The 17,441-nt window shown below is 49.2% G+C and carries 14 protein-coding genes; 11 read left to right on the top strand and 3 right to left on the bottom strand.

Features of this window, described 5'->3' with window-relative positions; all coding sequences use genetic code 11:
* Nucleotides 1–33 precede the first annotated feature (33 nt).
* The 3 genes from ACX1C1_RS03340 to ACX1C1_RS03330 form a co-directional block, all read right to left on the bottom strand.
* Entirely contained in the window at nt 34–1,290 is a 1,257-nt protein-coding gene (locus ACX1C1_RS03340) for an RNA polymerase sigma factor (RefSeq protein ID WP_458957581.1), read from the bottom strand.
* Between the two features lie 2 nt (nt 1,291–1,292).
* Entirely contained in the window at nt 1,293–1,727 is a 435-nt protein-coding gene (locus ACX1C1_RS03335; RefSeq protein ID WP_458955751.1) for a YciI family protein, read from the bottom strand.
* Between the two features lie 161 nt (nt 1,728–1,888).
* On the bottom strand, nt 1,889–2,707 hold the full coding sequence (locus ACX1C1_RS03330; protein ID WP_458955750.1) for an alpha/beta fold hydrolase: 819 nt from the start codon (nt 2,705–2,707) through the stop codon (nt 1,889–1,891).
* 186 nt (nt 2,708–2,893) lie between these two features.
* Here ACX1C1_RS03330 and ACX1C1_RS03325 point away from each other — a divergent pair, with 186 nt between their 5' ends.
* From ACX1C1_RS03325 to ACX1C1_RS03275, 11 genes are all read left to right on the top strand, one after another.
* A complete protein-coding gene (locus ACX1C1_RS03325) occupies nt 2,894–3,742 on the top strand; it encodes a class I fructose-bisphosphate aldolase (RefSeq protein WP_458955749.1) in 849 nt (282 codons plus the stop codon).
* Entirely contained in the window at nt 3,735–4,895 is a 1,161-nt protein-coding gene (locus tag ACX1C1_RS03320; protein WP_458955748.1) for a Gfo/Idh/MocA family protein, read from the top strand. The genes ACX1C1_RS03325 and ACX1C1_RS03320 overlap by 8 nt, the downstream gene beginning before the upstream one ends.
* A 1-nt stretch (nt 4,896) precedes the next feature.
* Nucleotides 4,897–6,102: a carbohydrate kinase family protein gene (locus tag ACX1C1_RS03315; RefSeq protein WP_458955747.1), complete on the top strand. Its 1,206-nt coding sequence runs from the start codon at nt 4,897–4,899 to the stop codon at nt 6,100–6,102.
* Between the two features lie 44 nt (nt 6,103–6,146).
* On the top strand, nt 6,147–6,719 hold the full coding sequence (locus ACX1C1_RS03310) for a D-lyxose/D-mannose family sugar isomerase (RefSeq protein ID WP_458955746.1): 573 nt from the start codon (nt 6,147–6,149) through the stop codon (nt 6,717–6,719).
* Nucleotides 6,720–6,722: 3 nt separating this feature from the next.
* On the top strand, nt 6,723–7,754 hold the full coding sequence (locus ACX1C1_RS03305) for a DUF4432 family protein (protein WP_458955745.1): 1,032 nt from the start codon (nt 6,723–6,725) through the stop codon (nt 7,752–7,754).
* Between the two features lie 53 nt (nt 7,755–7,807).
* The gene (locus tag ACX1C1_RS03300; RefSeq protein ID WP_458955744.1) at nt 7,808–8,563 is read left to right on the top strand and encodes a DeoR/GlpR family DNA-binding transcription regulator; all 756 of its coding nucleotides are present in this window, start codon (nt 7,808–7,810) and stop codon (nt 8,561–8,563) included.
* Nucleotides 8,564–8,713: 150 nt separating this feature from the next.
* A complete protein-coding gene (locus ACX1C1_RS03295) occupies nt 8,714–10,963 on the top strand; it encodes a helix-turn-helix domain-containing protein (protein WP_458955743.1) in 2,250 nt (749 codons plus the stop codon).
* 241 nt (nt 10,964–11,204) lie between these two features.
* Entirely contained in the window at nt 11,205–13,646 is a 2,442-nt protein-coding gene (locus ACX1C1_RS03290) for a glycoside hydrolase 5 family protein (protein WP_458955742.1), read from the top strand.
* A 186-nt stretch (nt 13,647–13,832) separates the two neighbouring features.
* A complete protein-coding gene (locus tag ACX1C1_RS03285) occupies nt 13,833–14,741 on the top strand; it encodes an ABC transporter permease (protein ID WP_458955741.1) in 909 nt (302 codons plus the stop codon).
* Between the two features lie 15 nt (nt 14,742–14,756).
* Nucleotides 14,757–15,650 (top strand): carbohydrate ABC transporter permease, encoded by an 894-nt coding sequence (locus tag ACX1C1_RS03280; protein WP_458955740.1) that lies wholly within the window; start codon nt 14,757–14,759, stop codon nt 15,648–15,650.
* Between the two features lie 72 nt (nt 15,651–15,722).
* Complete coding sequence (locus tag ACX1C1_RS03275) at nt 15,723–17,375, top strand: extracellular solute-binding protein (protein WP_458955739.1); 1,653 nt, start codon at nt 15,723–15,725, stop codon at nt 17,373–17,375.
* Nucleotides 17,376–17,441 lie beyond the last annotated feature (66 nt).

Raw genomic sequence — 17,441 nt, 5'->3', positions numbered from 1 at the left:
GGCGTGGGATCGACAGATACAGCGAAAAAAATCTTACTCCGAAATCGTTACGGAGTTAGCCGCTCGTTCGAGAAGTAAAGTGCGTTCACGTTCGTTGCGTGTCATAGAGGCCGCCCGCAGGAATTCCTCGCGGGCTTCTTGGCGTCGCCCTAGCTTGAGCAGCAGATCACCTCGAACGCTTGGCAGCAGATAATAAGCAGCAAGCGCAGGCTCGTCCTGCAAGGCATCCAGCAATTGCAGTCCAAAGGCGGGACCGAATGCCATTGCGATTGCCACGGCCCGGTTCAGCTCGACAATTGGCGAAGGGGCTACTCGAGAAAGCGCTTCGTACAATGCGGCGATACGCGGCCAATCCGTCTCTTCGGCGGCTGGCGCTTGTGCGTGGCAGGCTGCTATAGCTGCTTGCAGCGCGTACGGGCCTAGCGGCCGCCCTAACTGGCGGCATCGTTCTAGTGCCGCAAGCCCGCGCCGGATCAACAGCCAATCCCAGGCCGCACGGTTCTGATCCATAAGCAAGACCGGCTCGCCTTGAGCATCTACGCGCGTCCTGAATCTGGAGGATTGAATCTCCATTAACGCAACAAGGCCATGAACTTCCGGTTCCGCAGGTGATATTTCGGCGAGGATGCGGCCTAGACGCAGTGCCTCCAGGCAAAGTAATGGTCGTATCCATTGCTCTCCCGACGTTGCCGAGTATCCCTCGTTGAACATGAGATAGATGACCTCGAGCACAGTGGAAATCCGGCTTGGAATATCTTCCCGCGAGGGGAGCTCAAATGGCACTTGCTCCGCCTTTAGTGTTTTCTTGGCGCGGACGATTCGCTGGGCGATGGTGGATTCGGCGACAAGGAAAGCTCGTGCGATTTCGTCAGTCGCCAGTCCGCATAACAGCCGCAGTGTCAACGCCACACGAGCATCCTGCGACAGAACGGGATGGCAGGTCATAAAGATCAGACGGAGGAGATCGTCGCCGATCTCCTCGTCCAAACGTTGCTCCAAGTCATCCTCGGTATAGGTCGGCGAGCCATGAGCAAGCTCTGCATACTTCTGGTCACGGAGCTTCGATCTGCGTATGTGATCTAATGCGCGGCGCTTGGCCGTCGTCATCAACCATGCGCCGGGGCTGTCGGGCAATCCGCTGACTGGCCATTTCTCGAGCGCAATAACCAAGGCGTCCTGCGCCAGATCCTCGGCGAGTCCGACGTCCCGCACCATCCGAGTCAGCGTGGCGACGAGCTTGGACGATTCCGTTCTCCAGATCGCTTCTATCGTGCGCGCCATCCGTTCCATTGTCACGCTTGTGTTTGTTCCTTTACCTGTGCACGCAGCGCTGCTTCTTTGGCAATGGAATCCGGATTGTCCATAATCTCTTCCATCTCGAACACTTGTCTAAGCTCAATCTCGCCTTGACCAAAGCCGTGTGGATCCGGCATGCGCATGGCCCACGCAATGGCTTCCTCTCTGGACTTCACCTCGATTAGCGTGTATCCGGCGATGACTTCCTTAGCCTCGGTGAACGGACCGTCAATAACCTTCGGCTTGCCGCCGGGCTCGGGGTAGGAGATGCGCACGGCGTTCATGCTCGGCTGCAAGCCGTCGGCGGCGAGGAAGACGCCGGCTTTGATGAGTTCTTCGTTATATCTCTGCATCGCTTCAATTAGCTGGGGTGTCGGCTTTACTCCTGCTTCCGAATCGGCAGTTGCTTTGACAATCATCATAAATCTCATAAGGATAACCTCCTGGAAGTTGGAATTGTTGTATATCAATTTAAGCAAATGAAGTTTGTTTACGCGCCGTTGCGACTTGTCTGCACAATATGAATGGCCGAGTCTGTTTCTACAAATGTTGTGTACTTAAACTTCGCTAGATTAGTCGTAATTCCTGCCCTTTACGTTGGTGAGTGTGAGGTGAAGAAGGCTCGAAGCTCGGTGTTAATTGCCTCTGCCGGCATCTGCCTCATATGGCCGAGACCCTTCTTGCATACCAGACGAGCATCGGGGAGGGCGGAGGCAACGGCCTCTGCTCCACGTTGCATCGACTCCGGACTTTCTGTCCCTGCAAGTACAATTGTTTTCATAGCGACATGGCTCCATTGCTCCGTGTTCAGAGGCTTACCGTGCGTATGGCCCTCGATGAGAGCAGCATCGTAGGGCAACGTGTTAGCGACGGCAAGCAGTCTGCGCCACACGCCAGGCATGATATGCATCATACTGACCACGAAGGAGGGGGCTCCCATCCCTTTCGTCATAAAGTATCGGACGGCATCCGCCCTTCGATCTTGGGCAATAAGCAGCTTAAGATGTTGGAGGAATTCCCGAGGCGGCTTACGGTCGACCGATCTCACGATAAAAGGAGGCTCGTGCAGCGCCAGCTTGGTAATTGCAGCTCCGCTCGCCGCAGCATGCAAGGCGAGCGCTGCTCCAGAGGATAGTCCCCATACATAAGCGCTGCCTCCGGCTGCTTCGATCATCGCTTCGAGATCCTCAATCTCGCGTTCGATAGCGTACTCCTTCGAATCGCCGCTGTCTCCGCGTCCACGGCGGTCGTAGTTAAACACAGTGAACCGTTCCGACAAAAGCTGTGCCAGCTTGATCGTACCTGGGAACTTGCGGTAGCTGAATGCTCCCGCTACGAGAATAAGCGCGGGTCCTTGCCCTGTTTTGTCATAGGCGATAGCGGTACCGTCCTTGGAAATAACCGTATTCATAGTTGCTTCTCTCCCTTACACTTGTGTGCTTCTAATAGGATAACGAATGAGAAGTGGAGAAATCGACATCATTCGTAAAAAAGATTAAACTTTATGGCCCCCTCTAGACAATTGTTATTCGTAAACATATAATTGTTGTTAAATAACATAGTTTGTTCGAATATAACTTTCGAGGGGTGTGTCTACATGACAAAGGCAAGGTTAAACAGGATGTTTAGCGAAGCAGGTAAATGTTTTGATGTGGCAATCGATCATGGATTCTTTAATGAATACTCGTTTTTATCTTCGATTGAAAATATGAAGCAGGCAGTGGAGACCGTTGTAGGGGCTGGACCTGATTGTATCCAGCTCAGCGCAGGTCAGGCCAAACATCTTCAAGAAATCCCTGGTAAGAGGAAGCCAGGTCTTGTGCTACGCACAGATGCAGCGAATATTTACGGCTCGGAGCTGCCTCGTTTCTTGTTTAGTGAGATTATCGACAATGCTGTAGAGCAGGCGGTGCGACTGGATGCGGTAGCTGTCTGTGTCAATCTGCTGTTGCTGCCGAACCAGCCGGAGCTTCATTATCAATGTGTGAAGAACATTACGAAGCTAAAGAACGAATGTGAGCGATATGGCATGGTTCTTATGGTTGAACCTCTGGTGATGCTGCCGAATGAAGTGAAAGGGGGCTACATGGTCGACGGTGATATCACGAAGATTATGCCGCTAGTGCGCCAGGCGGTTGAACTTGGAGCGGACGTGATCAAGGCTGATCCATGCGATCATGTGGAGGAGTACCATCGCGTTGTTGAAGTAGCTTCCGGTATTCCGGTGCTGGTGCGCGGCGGCGGCAGAGCCTCTGACGAAGAAATTATCGAGCGTACTGTCCAATTAATGGAGCAAGGCGTCTCTGGTATTGTATATGGACGCAATGTGATTCAGCATCCAAATCCAGCGAGAATGACGAAGGCGCTCATGGAGATCGTTCACAACAATATGTCTGCCGACGCAGCACTTGCATTACTTAACGGGGAGGAAAGCCGTCATGAGTAAGAAGCAAATTCGATTCGGCGTTATCGGCTGCGGCTTGATGGGCAAGGAATTCGCCAGCGCGGCAGCACGCTGGTGTCATTTGACCGATGTAAGCTTCGAACCGGTTATTACTGCGGTCTGCGATGCTAATCCTGCAGCGATGTCCTGGTTCGAGCAGGCGATTCCGAGCGTTAAGAAAACGTATCCTGATTATAATCAATTGCTGGCAGATCCGGAGATAGATGCAGTCTATTGTGCGGTTCCGCATAACCTGCATGCGGAACTTTACACGGATATTATTCGTGCAGGCAAACATTTGCTGGGAGAGAAACCCTTCGGCATCGATGAGGTTGCGAATAAGAGAATCCTCCAGGCGATGGCCGAGCATCCGTCAGTTGTTGTACGCTGCTCTTCTGAATTCCCTTTTTTCCCCGGTGCGTTACAAATTTCGGAGTGGGTGAAGGAAGGGAAGTTTGGTAAAATCATTGAAGTGGAAGCTGGCTTCTGGCATTCCAGCGACCTGGATCCATTGAAGCCAATCAATTGGAAACGCAAAGCAGCGACTAACGGCGAATATGGCTGCATGGGCGACCTTGGCATGCATGTATTGCATCTGCCAATGCGATATGGCTGGTTGCCACACAATGTAAGAGCACTGCTGAGCAAAGTGGTGGATGAACGCCCTGACGGCAAAGGCGGCATGACGCCGTGTGAGACTTGGGACAATGCGATTCTTGCTTGCGAGGTAGCGACCGAGGAGGGGCAGTTCCCAATGCTGCTCTCTACGAAACGAATTGCGCCCGGGCATGCCAACACCTGGTTCATTCGGATACAAGGAACGGCTATGTCGGCAGAATTTTCTACCAAAAATCCTAAGCAGGTCTCTTGGCTCCCTTACGAGCAAGGCGGCATTCAAGCTTGGCATGTGATGGATGCACCATATAAATCGGCATACAGCACGATAACCGGCGGGATTTTTGAATTCGGCTTCTCGGATTCCATCCTTCAGATGTGGGCTGCATTCTGTGATGAAGTAACTAATGGCGCTGGCGGCATGCAACAAAGCTTCCGCTGCGCAACGCCTGACGAAGCAGAGGGGAGCCATCGCGTCTTTACAGCCGCATTGGAGTCGAATCGTACAGGCAAGACGATATCTATCAACTGGGGGGAGTAGCTTGCGCGATCAGACTTATCCATATCCCGCGATAGTCGGTGGACATATATGTTTGGACATTATTCCTGCCATTCAGCAAAACTCCTTTGAATTAGTTCCGGGAAAGCTGTTGAATACGGGTCAAGTCATATTGGCAACGGGAGGTGCCGTTGCTAACACTGGCATTGCCTTGCATCGGCTAGGCGCACCCGTGAGGCTGATGGGCAAGCTCGGCAAGGATCATTTCGGCGAAGTGTTACGATCCATTATTCGCGAACAGGACGAACGACTAACGGAGAATATGATTCTTGTAGACGGAGAGTCGAGCTCTTATACCATTGTCATTAGTCCGCCTAAGGTAGATCGTATGTTTCTGCATTGTACAGGTGCCAATGATACATTCTGCTCGAACGATATAAGCGAAGAAGCGCTTCTTGAGGCGGGGTTGTTCCACTTCGGTTATCCCCCCCTGATGCGTCGCATGTATGAGAATGAAGGTGCAGAGCTTGCGGACTTAATGAAACGCGCCAAGTCTGCTGGTGCTACAACATCGCTTGACCTTGCCAAGCCAGATCCGGCTTCCGCTTCGGGAGCCGCAGATTGGCGGCGCATTCTTGAGCGAACTCTGCCTGATGTTGATGTGTTTCTTCCTAGTGTGGAGGAAGTGTTATATATGCTTCACAGAGAACAATACGAGGTCATGCAAGAGCAATATGGCAGCGAGGGACTGCTCGCCTCTATCAACTCGGAGCTGCTGGAGTCCCTATCGGCAGAATTGCTGGATATGGGTGTGGCAATAGTCGTGTTGAAGCTCGGCGAATTTGGTTTATTTATGCGAACAGCGGCGGATCAGTCTCGATTGCAAACAATGGGAAGGTATACTCCTTCAGATGCAGATGGTTGGCAGGATCGGACCCTATATGCGCCATGTTTTAGAATAGAGGCAGCAGGAACAACCGGTGCGGGCGATTGCACGATAGCTGGTTTTTTGTCCGGCTTGATGCAGGGGCGCTCACCTGAAGCAGCACTAATCGGGGCGGTCGGCACTGGAGCTTGCAGCGTCGAGAGGCAGGATGCAACAAGCGGCATTCCCCCATGGACTGTGGTGGAGAGGCGCATCGCCTCGGGCTGGGAGCAGCATGGGATTCAGTTGTCGATGGAGGGTTATTCCTTATTCAGTGCCGAGAATGGCACAATATATCGCAGTCCAATAGATACTGGAGAGTAAGATCGCGGAAATTGCGGCTCCAATAGAATAGGGAGGTTTATGTGATGTTAACACGCAGTCAAGTAAGAGCTGCTCAGGAACGGACAGCCAAGATATTGGAAGAGGCAGGTATCGTCCTGACTTCTCAGGAGCTCCAACAGATCGAAGTCGCTTCGTTCGGGCTGGATGATCTGGAGAATCAAGGTCTCGAGCTGATCACATACGTGAATACCGATAGATATTGCGCGAAGGAGCTTGTACTCTTTCCTCGGCAGACGTGCCCGGAGCATAAACATCCGCCAATTGGCGACGATCCGGGTAAAATGGAGACGTTCCGCTGCCGCGCAGGGAAGGTATTCCTCTATGTAGAGGGAGAGCCGTCCGCTCAGGCCGATAGAGAGCTCTCTCGCAGCATTCAAGCTACGGTACCACCGCTAAGCAAGGACTATTACACTGTATTCCAAGAGATCGCACTACTGCCAGGCGAACAATATACCATTCCGCCGGATACCCTTCATTGGTTCCAGGCTGGGCTAGAAGGAGCGGTGGTGTCTGAATTCTCCAGTACGAGCCGAGATGAGCACGATATATTTACCGATCCTGCAATTCAGAGAATGCCGGAAATTCTAGAGGATTAGCGTATGCGCTTATTTGGCAAGCAATGGACACGAAGAGAACTTGAGATGCATGTAGGACGCTTGGAGCAGATTGGCGGCATTCAGCGGTTTGACGGAGCGGAGGGAACGGAGAAAGGAATGGGCTTCATTCGTGTCAGAACCGGTGCAGGATTAAGTTATACGGTGACGCCTGACAAGGGTCTTGATTTCTCTCTTGCCGAGTACGGAGGAACGCCAATCTCCTGGCAGGCTCAGGGTGGTGATGTACACCCGCAATATTACGATAGTGAAGGCGCAGGTTGGCTGACAACGGCATCTGGCGGCCTGATGATGACTTGCGGGTTCATGAATGTCGGTTCACCAAGCGTATATGAAGGGCAACGTTATGGCATGCACGGCAGGGCTCATCATCTGCCAGCCAGACATGTCTGCGCTGAAGGTCATTGGATGGACGATGAATACGAGATGGTAATCAAAGGTCAGGTGGAGGAAACTAGTCTATTCGGCGGACAGCTTCGGCTCAGTCGTGAAATCCGAAGCCGATTAGGAGAGAATCGCATTCTAGTTAACGATGTCGTTCAAAATATCGGATTTGAGTCGGTTCCGCACATGCTCCTCTATCATTTCAACTTCGGTTATCCGTTTCTTTCGCCCGACACAACTATAAGTTTCCCGCCAGGCGTGGTTTCGCCGAGAGAAGAAGGAACTCCGCTTGAAGGTTATGACAGCTGGCAAGCGCCTGAGTCTGGTTATGCCGAACGAGTCTATTACCATGAGCTTAAGTTGTCGAAGAGGCATAAGGTGGAGCTTCATCAACCTTATTTTCCTCAAGCGGGCGGACGGCATATTCCTTTGACTGCGACGTTGAGCTGGTCGGGCGACTCGCTGCCTCGCTTGATCCAGTGGAAGCTGGCAGGGGCAGGTACATACGTGCTTGGCATAGAACCGTCCAATTGCGGGGTAGAGGGAGTGTCAGTAGAAGCCGATCGTAACACCTTGGTCAAACTTGTGCCGGGTCAAAAGATTCATTATTCCTGGGAGTTGAACTTCGACTGATTCGTTGCCATAATAAAAGCACATATAGATCTGGAAAGCGGGAGTTGTAGCGCATGAGCGGTCGGTTGAATGAGAGACAGCAATTGATAATGGAATGGCTAGGCTCTGAAGGAGAAGCTCGCATCCCTGACATGAGTGTACGCTTCAATGTGACGGAGATGACGATTAGACGTGATCTCGAGAAGCTCGAGCAAGAGGGGCTGGTCAAGCGGACGCTGGGAGGCGCTATTCCCCTTGGGAAGGATATAGCGCTGAAGGAGCGTACCGGTGTGATGTCAGCCGAGAAGGCTGCGATCGGGAGACTCGCGGCTTCGCTCATTCAGCCGGGCGATTATGTGTTTTTCGACGGTGGAACAACCACGATTGAGGTTGCTCGTGCGCTGCGTCCGGATTATCCGATGACAGCTGTGACGAACGCTCTTAATGTCGCGGCTGAGCTGCAAGAGAAACGAATTCCGACCATTGTGACAGGCGGCATGATTTTGGAGGCAACATCCACTCTAATCGGCCCATTCGCAGAAAACTTGATTGGCTCTATGGCTTATTCGCGAGTTTTCCTAGGCACTACCGGTATTACCCCCGGACACGGCTTCAGCAACTCGAATATGTATGAAGCGGAGATTAAGAAGGCGGCTATAAGGCAGGCGGCAGAGGTTAATATCCTTGCCGATGCGACCAAATTTGGTGCCAGAGATTTATTCTCGTTCGCAGAATTATCTCAAGCAAGCCGAATAATTGCCAATGCGGAGCCGGAAGAGTCTCTGAAGCAGGCTTGTGGCGAGCATGGCGTCACTATAATGACGGAATGAACGATTGGCTCGATTCAAGATAGAAATATAGAGGTGGACAGACGCTCATATGGGCGTCTTTTCACATTCGGCAACGCTTCCATTTATGTTATAGTGATAGGTACACCTCATATAATCTAGAACATGAACAGGAAAGAAGGGGCGTTCTACGTGCTGCAAAAACTTCGAATCGGACTGGTGTTTCGCTATTTTCTCTCTTATATGTTGATTCTGTGTATTCCCCTCTCCATTCTCGGCGTGGTGATGTACAAGAATACGGTATTAAGCCTGCAGAGTGAGATAGAAGATTCCAACCTGAGTAAGTTGGAGCAGGTCAAGGAGACGGTTGATCTGAGCATGCAAGGATTAATTCGCACGACAGCTCAGATTTCTATCGATGCAAGTCTTACTCCTTATATGGTGAAGTATAACGGATATAATGCCAGTGAAGCGGTGAAGGAGTTAACGAGATATCGTGACAATATCGGGATAGCCGACGAAATTATTCTTCATTTTCGGGGAGATAACAATTTGTACACAACCTCCGGCACAAGTGATTTTGCCGCGCTGAATTCGTTGATGTATGAATTCACATTACCAGACGGTGAGAATTTGAGTCAGCATCTGGATCAGAACACGGCCATGGAGGTGGTGTTTGCGAGAAACAAGCAGCCGGGCAGCTCGGAGGCCAGTGATCTGCTCGCCATTCTCATTCCATTGCCCAATAGCAGTGCGATTCCTCATGGAAGCGTTATCTATTTGGTCAGAGAGTCCTTCTTAACGGACAGAATCGAGAATGTACTCGGCGATTTTGATGGAAGTGTCTATATTTTCGATGAAAACAACCGGAAGCTTGCCTCCAAGAATCAGGATTTGTTCGTTGCGGAGGATGATATGAAGGAGCTTTCAGAGCAATACATAGAGCCTGGCATATTTCAGATCCGTATGAATAAGAGCAAGCTCTCGCTGCTTTATGCGGAGTCTGATTATACGCATTGGAAGTATGTTGCGTTTATGCCCAGAAATCAATTCTTCCATAAAGTATTTGAGATGCGCTCCTTCATTATCCTTCTGACGGCGATGATCATGGTTCTGGGCGCAATATTCTCCATTTTGTTCTCATATGGCAACTACAGACCGATCCAAAAGCTGTCCAAGCTAATTGCCGCATCTCGTCATGGTGAGGAGAAGTCAGCGAATCGCAGTGAGATGGATATCATACATGATTCCGTCAACTCTGCTTTACGCAAAATTGATGAACAGAAGCCTCTTGTTCAACAGAGATTGCTGTTCCAGCTGCTGAAGGGCAGTCTCATTCCGTCAACAGACCATTACCCTGAGCTTCAAACTTTGCAGGCAGGAACGACGATCCAACATTATTATGTGGTAGTCATCGCGAATGACAAGAAGGAATTTACAGAGAAGCTTAATGGTGCGGCACTTATGCAGCTTTTGACTCCTTTGCAGTACAGAGATTGGAGCTTCTATCCTGTTGACTTGCTGGATGAGCATGAAGCAGCTCTTATTGTTTGTATTGGTCAAGAGGCGGAGGCCTTCAGTTCGGAGCATAAGAAGCAGCTGGCGAAGGAAATTACATCAAAATTCGAGCAATCAGGGCAAGAAATTCCGGCAATTGGCGTAGGAAAGACCTATCGGGAGCTCTATCAGGTCAATCGTTCCTTCATTGAAGCTTCAGCAGCTCTGGAATACAAATTCACAGTCGGCAGAGGAAAAGCGATTCTATTTGATCAAGTCAGCGCCTATCAAGAGAAGTCGTCCTGGTATCCAATCGAGGAGGAGCTGACCTTCGTGCAAAGCTTAAAGCGGGGGGACAGCAATCTGGCGCTTCAGACCTTGCATGAGATGTTCCGAAGCATCGCATTGCAGGAGCAGTCGATTCTGCTATTGAAGTGCATGTGTTTCGATATCATCAACACGGTCTTGAAGACAATTAATGAGATGAACCTCCCATCCTATACAGAAAATGTGCGAGGCCTGCTGCTGTTCCAATCCATTGATGAAGTGGAGACTGGTCTTGCCGAGCTGGTAACAGAGCTCTGCGAGCATGTGAATCGGACGAAGGAAAGCAAGAACACAGCAATGCTGGATGAGGTGCTGCATTATATACAAGAGAACTATCATTCTTATGAGCTCAGCTTAGAAGCGCTAGCTGACACCTTTCAGGTGAACGCCTCGTATCTCAGTCGGTTCATTAAGGATCAGACAGGATCAACCTTTACGGAATACATGTTCCAACTGCGAATGGAGCAGGCCAAATGGCTGTTGCGTACTTCAGATAAGGCGATCAAGGATATTATTAGCGAGGTTGGTTATGTAGATGTTTCCAACTTTATGCGCAGATTCAAGAAAGCACAAGGAATAACACCGGGTGAATATCGTAAGCTTCATTCGGAGGCTTAGGAGTGGTTTATATCCTTCTCCCTTCTTTCAAGCCCTTATGACTGCACATCAGCCATAGGGGCTTTTGTGTTGTAAAGAATAGCGTAGTCTGCAAGAAACGCCAAGCACGAATATGAGCCGCCTGTAATCCCTTAAAATAAGCCATTGTACAAAAAAACAATGCTGCATAAACAACAAATTTACAAAAGTAAGCGCTTCCCAAATAATGAGACCTGTAGCTAAATGAATGGAGGCGAATGTTATGACGAAGGCGAAGAATGGGGAGATGAGGAAGCCGATGAGGACTACCTTCTCCAGAAGAATTTCCATTATGTTATTGTTTTTGTTTGTTGCAATTAATGCGACGGTCCCATCAGGGCAGATCACTGCGAATGAACTATCCCAAGTAGGAACGACATCAGGTATTGGTATCGAACAGACGGCATTAGGGAATGTATTTCAAGGAAACGAAAAGGTGGAATTTAATCTTTATACACAAAGTCAATCCATTAAGTGGCAGGTGACTGACTTTTGGGATAACCAAGTAGCGGATGGTTCGTCAGAGGTAAAGAATGGAATGCTCAAGCTTAAACTCCCTGTGAAGGAGAATGGCTACTATACATTAAAGCTCACAGCATATCACGATGGAGTACAAGCGGGTCAGGCAGAAACGGTATTCGCGATCCTCGATGACTATCCTTTTGCAGCAGTTTCGGATTCGCCGTTTGGTGTTCAGACGCACTTTGTGAACATCTTGAATAATCCGGCATGGGATCCGAAGATTATGCCGCTTGTCAGTAAGATGGGAGCGAAGTGGATTCGGGATGAGCTGCCTTGGGGGAAGGTGGAGCCTGACACAAGGGGTGATTATCAATTCCCGGATTATCTTACGAATTATATGAATGCGGCGAAGGAGCAGGGATTGTCCTCCTACTCGATACTGAATTACGGCAACAAGCTGTACGATGTCGATGATGAAGGATTCGGCGCTGCTCCGCATACTGAGGAAGGCATTCAAGGCTATGCAAGCTACGCAGTGGCACTGCTACAACAATACGGCGATCAAATTAAAGGCGTTGAAGTATGGAACGAATATAACAGTACGGCGCCTTGGAACCGTGGACCGTGCAAATCCGATCCTAATTGCTATTACGAAATGCTGAAAGCTACCTACGAGGCGGTGAAGGCCGCCAATCCAGATGTGCTTGTCACCGGTCCGGCCGGTGTTACATTGCCGTATGGCTGGCTGGAGCGATTATTTGCGACCGGAGCTCTTGATTATCTGGACGCGGTAACCGTACATCCGTATAAGTGGTGGGCTCCGGATACGGTTGTTGATGGTACAGACGCATCCACCAAGAGAGTGGAGGATCTAATCAAACAATATAACAACGGTGGATTCAAGCCGATCTGGTTCAGCGAAATAGGCTTCCCAACCTCTACCCAGGGCAAGCAGCATGTCGATGAAGCGACACAGGCTCAATATGTAATTCCGACCTACGTAATGGCAGCCTCCGAAGGGCTGGAGAAGCTGTTCTGGTATGATTTCATGAATGATGGTCTCGGTGAGGCTAATCAAGAGCATAACTTCGGACTGATTCGCAATGCAGGAGATAAGCTTGGAGCATATACGCCTAAGCCTTCTTATGTATCCTACGCTGTTATGGCGAGACAGCTGACTGGCGCTGCTTATGTAGAGCGAGACAATGCGCCTGAGGATGTGTTCAGCTATGTATTCAACAAGAACAACGAGGATGTGCGCGTGATCTGGTCGAGAAGCGGCAAGGCGCCGCAGAATGTCACGCTGGAGACAAATGATCATTTAACGATAACGGATATGATGGGCAGAGAAAGCAATTATCGTCCGTATGACGGCAAGATTTACCTGACGCTGACAGGAGAGCCTCTCTATATTGAAGGAAATGTAGACAGCATCAGCGCTGGAAGCATGATAGCGGCAGAAGGCGGCTCTGCGCTGGCAGGGGAGGATATTCCACTCACCTTGAAGGTGAACGGAGAAGGGCTCTCGCATCCGGTTCCTGTCAAGTTTGAGGTAAGTGGATCTCAACATTCGGTTCATGTACAAGCCAGAGCCGGGGAGGAAGCAGAAGAGCAAGTGCTGCTGCCTGCAGGCGCGCAGCCGGGTACGAGAACCTATGTCGTGCAAGCAAAGATTGGCGGCAAGGATGCGGGAAGATTGGTAACAAGTGTGAAGATTGATGAACCAATCAATCTCTTGAACGGAGCTGCGACAGCGGTGTTAGGAAGTCAGTCCCAATTCTACGGATTAACGGCCAGAGCAGTGGGCGGATCCAATCTGCCGAAGGTTGTGACAAGGGCTGGCGTTGAAGGGTGGCAGACGGATAAGGCAAGCCAGCAGCTATATTTCTATCTGGGCATCGATGACCGTTACATCTTTGATGGAACAAACAGCGTGCAAGTAACCGTTGATTATTTCGATGAGGGTACAGGGAAATTTGCGTTAGCCTACGATTCTACAACATCGCAATTCCAATACACGCCAAGTGTGCAGCTTGAGAACAGCGGTACTTGGAAGCAGGTTCAATTCCAATGGGATGATGCTAAATTGTCTAATCGTATAGCAAATGATGACTTCCGTATTGGCATCTATTCGCCGGAATTCGGAACGGGAAGCTCGGACATCGTCATTGCAAAGATCACAGTGAAGTCCTTAAATCCCTGATGGGATAAGGAATGTAAAGAAAAACGCAGTATAAATAATCCGCCACCCCTGTCATTCTGCATGTCAGCATTGCTCATGTAAGATAAAGCGCATACATGCGATAATGGCAAATTTACAGAAGACGCCCTTTGCGTGATGATGGGGGTGCGGAACAAATAGGCGAGTTGGAAAGGAGGAACGAAAGGGATGGGTATAAGAGCAGTTAAAGTCATCAGGAAGAATTGGGAGCTGTATCTGTTCGTTCTTCCGGCAGTGGTTTATTTCATACTCTTTCACTACTTCCCGATGTACGGCGTGCAGATCGCGTTCAAAAAATTTAATGCGGTGCAAGGCATATGGGGAAGTGACTGGGTTGGCTTTGATCATTTGGATCGATTCTTCAATTCTTATTATTTTTGGACCTTAATCAAGAATACATTTGCAATTAATCTGTATGAGCTGGTTGTCGGATTTCCGGTGCCAATCATTCTTGCGCTGGCGCTTAATGAGATGAAGCTCGTTCGCTTCAAGAAGCTGGTACAGACGATTACTTACGCACCTCATTTCATCTCAGTTGTCGTGATGTCGGGCATTATCATAATGTTTCTATCTCCTTCAACAGGTATTATTAATTTCATCTTAAATGGTTTGGGATTGGATGCCATTGATTTCATGAGCAAGCCGGAATGGTTCAAGACCATATTCGTCTTCTCCGGAGTATGGCAGGGCATGGGCTGGGGAACGATCATTTACTTAGCTGCGCTGGCGGGCATTGATATGCAGCAGCATGAGGCGGCAATGATCGACGGTGCCACTCGCATGCAGCGAATTTGGCATATCAATATACCGGGTATACTGCCTACTGTTGTCATTCTACTCATCTTGAATGTCGGTAATTTCATGGCGGTTGGCTTTGAAAAGATTTATTTGCTGCAAAATTCTTTAAATATGGAAGCTTCGGATGTGATCTCAACTTATGTCTATCGAAGCGGGGTCCTAGAAGGTCAATACAGCTTCTCGGCAGCAGTTGGCTTATTTAATTCCATACTAAATTTCATTCTGCTGATTCTCGTCAATTCATTGGCTCGGAAGATGAAGCAAACCAGCTTATGGTAGAGAGGAGGAGTCCATATGATTAGAGAAAGCTTTGGCGATCGCGTATTTCATGTGTTAAATTTTATCTTTCTTGCTATCGTGCTGGTCGTTGTCATGTATCCGCTGGTCTTTATTGTGAGCGCATCTATGAGTGATCCCATTCTGGTAAGTCAAGGCAAGATGTGGCTGTTCCCCAAGGGACTTACCTTTGAAGGCTACGATCGCGTCTTTCACAACAGCGATATATGGCGGGGCTATCGCAATACAGTATTCTACACGGTACTGGGAACGGCAATTAATTTGTTCATTACATTGCCTTGCGCTTACGCTTTATCCAGGAAGGATTTGGCGGGGCGTCAAGTGTTAATGGGACTGTTTGTGTTCACCATGTTCTTCGGAGGCGGACTCATTCCAACCTACTTGCTGGTTAAGGATTTGGGTATGATTGATTCAGTGTGGGCGCTTCTGCTTCCCAATGCGGCTGCCGTATGGAACATCATAATTACACGCACCTTCTTCCAGATGAATATTCCGATCGAGATGCAGGAGGCTGCAGAGATGGATGGCTGCAGAACAACAAGGTTATTTTTCTCTATTGTGCTTCCTCTGTCGCTGCCGATTATTGCAGTAATGGGATTATTTTATGGAGTAGGGCATTGGAACAGTTATTTTAACGGCATGATCTACTTGTCCTCACGGGATCTCTTCCCGCTGCAGCTAATTCTTCGAGAGATTCTGGTGTTGAACGAGATGAGCGCCAGCATGCTTATGGATGGAGACAGCATGGAGCTAATGGCTCAGCAAGCGAGAATTGCCGATTTGATTAAGTACGCGGTAATCATTATCTCTGCGCTTCCGCTAATCATAGTATATCCATTCGTGCAGCGCTTTTTTGTAAAAGGGGTTTTAATCGGTTCGATCAAGGGCTAGAACGTACTGGCTCAGATGGGACGGATGCTTGAATATACAGCTGCTTTCATACAAATAGGGAGGTTATTGCAAATGAAAAAAACGGGGAAATTGTTGCTCACATCTATGTTGATGCTTTCTATTCTTGCTGCAGGCTGCTCAAATGCAAATCAAAACGGTTCGAATGCGAACAATCAGGAAGGTTCGGCCAATGGGCAAAATGGGAATGCCGCCAATGCGGACAAAGAAATTCCGAACTTCAATGCAACGGGCTTCCCGCTTGTCACCGACAAAATCACCTTGAAGATGATGGGCTCCAAAGCACCTATTCAAGGAGAATGGAATCAGCTCTCGATCTTTAAGAAGATGGAGGAGTTGACGAATATCAGCTTTACCTTTGACACCCCGGTTGCTGCTAATTATGAGGAGAAGAAGAAGCTTGCATTCGCCAGCGGTCAAATTCCGGATGTGTTTTTCGGTGCTAATCTGACGCCTTCCGATGAAGTAAACTTCGGCGAGCAAGGCATTCTGATTCCGCTGGAGAACTTGATTAAGGAATATGCGCCGACGATTGAGAAATTGCTTAATGATGATCCCAATATCCGTCGTTCGATTACGGCTACAGACGGTCATATCTATGCGTTGCCGCAAATTACAGCAGGCTTCGGCTTGTATCCTAAGCTATGGATCAATAAAAAATGGATGGATAACTTAGGTCTGGAAGAGCCAAAGACAATTGATGATCTTTATACAGTGCTGAAAGCGTTTAAGGAGAAGGATCCGAACCAGAACGGCCAAGCAGATGAAATTCCGATGTCTGGTCACGGCCTTGATATCCGTCAAGCCATAGAAGCCGCCTATGGACTCAATCCAAATGGCAATATCGAGAATGTAGAAGTGAAGGACGGCAAAGTGGTTTATTCTCCAATCGAGGAAGGTTATCAGAAGTATCTGACATTCATGCATAAGCTGTATGCGGAAGAGCTGCTGGATTCGGAGTCGTTCTCGCAGACACCGCAGCAGGTTGTCGCAAAGGGACAAGAAGGCAAGCTGGGTTCCTTTAACTCGGCGGGTCCATTCCTCATTGTTGGCGTGGATAAGAACTATGATTATGTGCAGTTGAAGCCGCTCACCTCTGAGCTTAGCAGCGAGCCGATCTGGCCGCTGAATTCGCCGATTCGCCGTGGCGCATTCGCGATTACGAATAAGAATAAGAATCCGGAAGCGACAATCAGGTGGGTTGATTATCTGTATACGGAGGAAGGCTCCATCATGATGGCGCAGGGAGTAGAAGGTCAGGACTTCGAGTATACGGCTGAAGGCGGATTCCAAATGAATATTCCGGAGGGCATGAACAGCCAGGAATTCAAGGCAGGTATGGTATCGCCTGACGCCGGAACAGTAGTGCCCCTAGATCGTCGTACTGTAGATGAGATTGGCAAGATTGGTACGGAGAAAGCTAATCCGACGAATTTCTTCATTCGTAATCAAACAGAAGAGCGTCTGATGCCTTATGGCAAGGAGACCTATCCCAATGTCTATTTCACCAATGAAGAACAGGATCGGTTAAATACGCTTATGGCCGATATCCGCACGTATACGGAGCAGATGGAAGCAAAGTTTGTTGCAGGCACTGAGCCGCTGACGAAGTGGGATTCCTATGTGGCTACGCTGAAGGATATGGGAGTAGATGAATACGTGAGCATCTATCAAGCCGCATATGACCGCTGGAAGGATGCGAAGTAAACCGTCATACCTGATTTAGCTAATTTGAACAAATACGGGTCCTTTGGCATCAGTCTACGGCTGAGG

It is taken from the genome of Paenibacillus sp. strain BS8-2, from assembly GCF_054483835.1.
Note: the sequence above shows the minus strand (reverse complement) of the source record. Positions and strands in the feature narration are given on the sequence as shown.

Excerpts from the sequence above, each read along its gene's own strand:
- ACX1C1_RS03340 (WP_458957581.1), bottom strand. The coding sequence starts at position 1,290 with ATGGAACGGATGGCGCGCACGATAGAAGCGATCTGGAGAACGGAATCG.
- ACX1C1_RS03335 (WP_458955751.1), bottom strand. The coding sequence starts at position 1,727 with ATGAGATTTATGATGATTGTCAAAGCAACTGCCGATTCGGAAGCAGGA.
- ACX1C1_RS03330 (WP_458955750.1), bottom strand. The coding sequence starts at position 2,707 with ATGAATACGGTTATTTCCAAGGACGGTACCGCTATCGCCTATGACAAA.
- ACX1C1_RS03325 (WP_458955749.1), top strand. The coding sequence starts at position 2,894 with ATGACAAAGGCAAGGTTAAACAGGATGTTTAGCGAAGCAGGTAAATGT.
- ACX1C1_RS03320 (WP_458955748.1), top strand. The coding sequence starts at position 3,735 with ATGAGTAAGAAGCAAATTCGATTCGGCGTTATCGGCTGCGGCTTGATG.
- ACX1C1_RS03310 (WP_458955746.1), top strand. The coding sequence starts at position 6,147 with ATGTTAACACGCAGTCAAGTAAGAGCTGCTCAGGAACGGACAGCCAAG.
- ACX1C1_RS03305 (WP_458955745.1), top strand. The coding sequence starts at position 6,723 with ATGCGCTTATTTGGCAAGCAATGGACACGAAGAGAACTTGAGATGCAT.
- ACX1C1_RS03300 (WP_458955744.1), top strand. The coding sequence starts at position 7,808 with ATGAGCGGTCGGTTGAATGAGAGACAGCAATTGATAATGGAATGGCTA.
- ACX1C1_RS03290 (WP_458955742.1), top strand. The coding sequence starts at position 11,205 with ATGACGAAGGCGAAGAATGGGGAGATGAGGAAGCCGATGAGGACTACC.
- ACX1C1_RS03285 (WP_458955741.1), top strand. The coding sequence starts at position 13,833 with ATGGGTATAAGAGCAGTTAAAGTCATCAGGAAGAATTGGGAGCTGTAT.
- ACX1C1_RS03280 (WP_458955740.1), top strand. The coding sequence starts at position 14,757 with ATGATTAGAGAAAGCTTTGGCGATCGCGTATTTCATGTGTTAAATTTT.
- ACX1C1_RS03275 (WP_458955739.1), top strand. The coding sequence starts at position 15,723 with ATGAAAAAAACGGGGAAATTGTTGCTCACATCTATGTTGATGCTTTCT.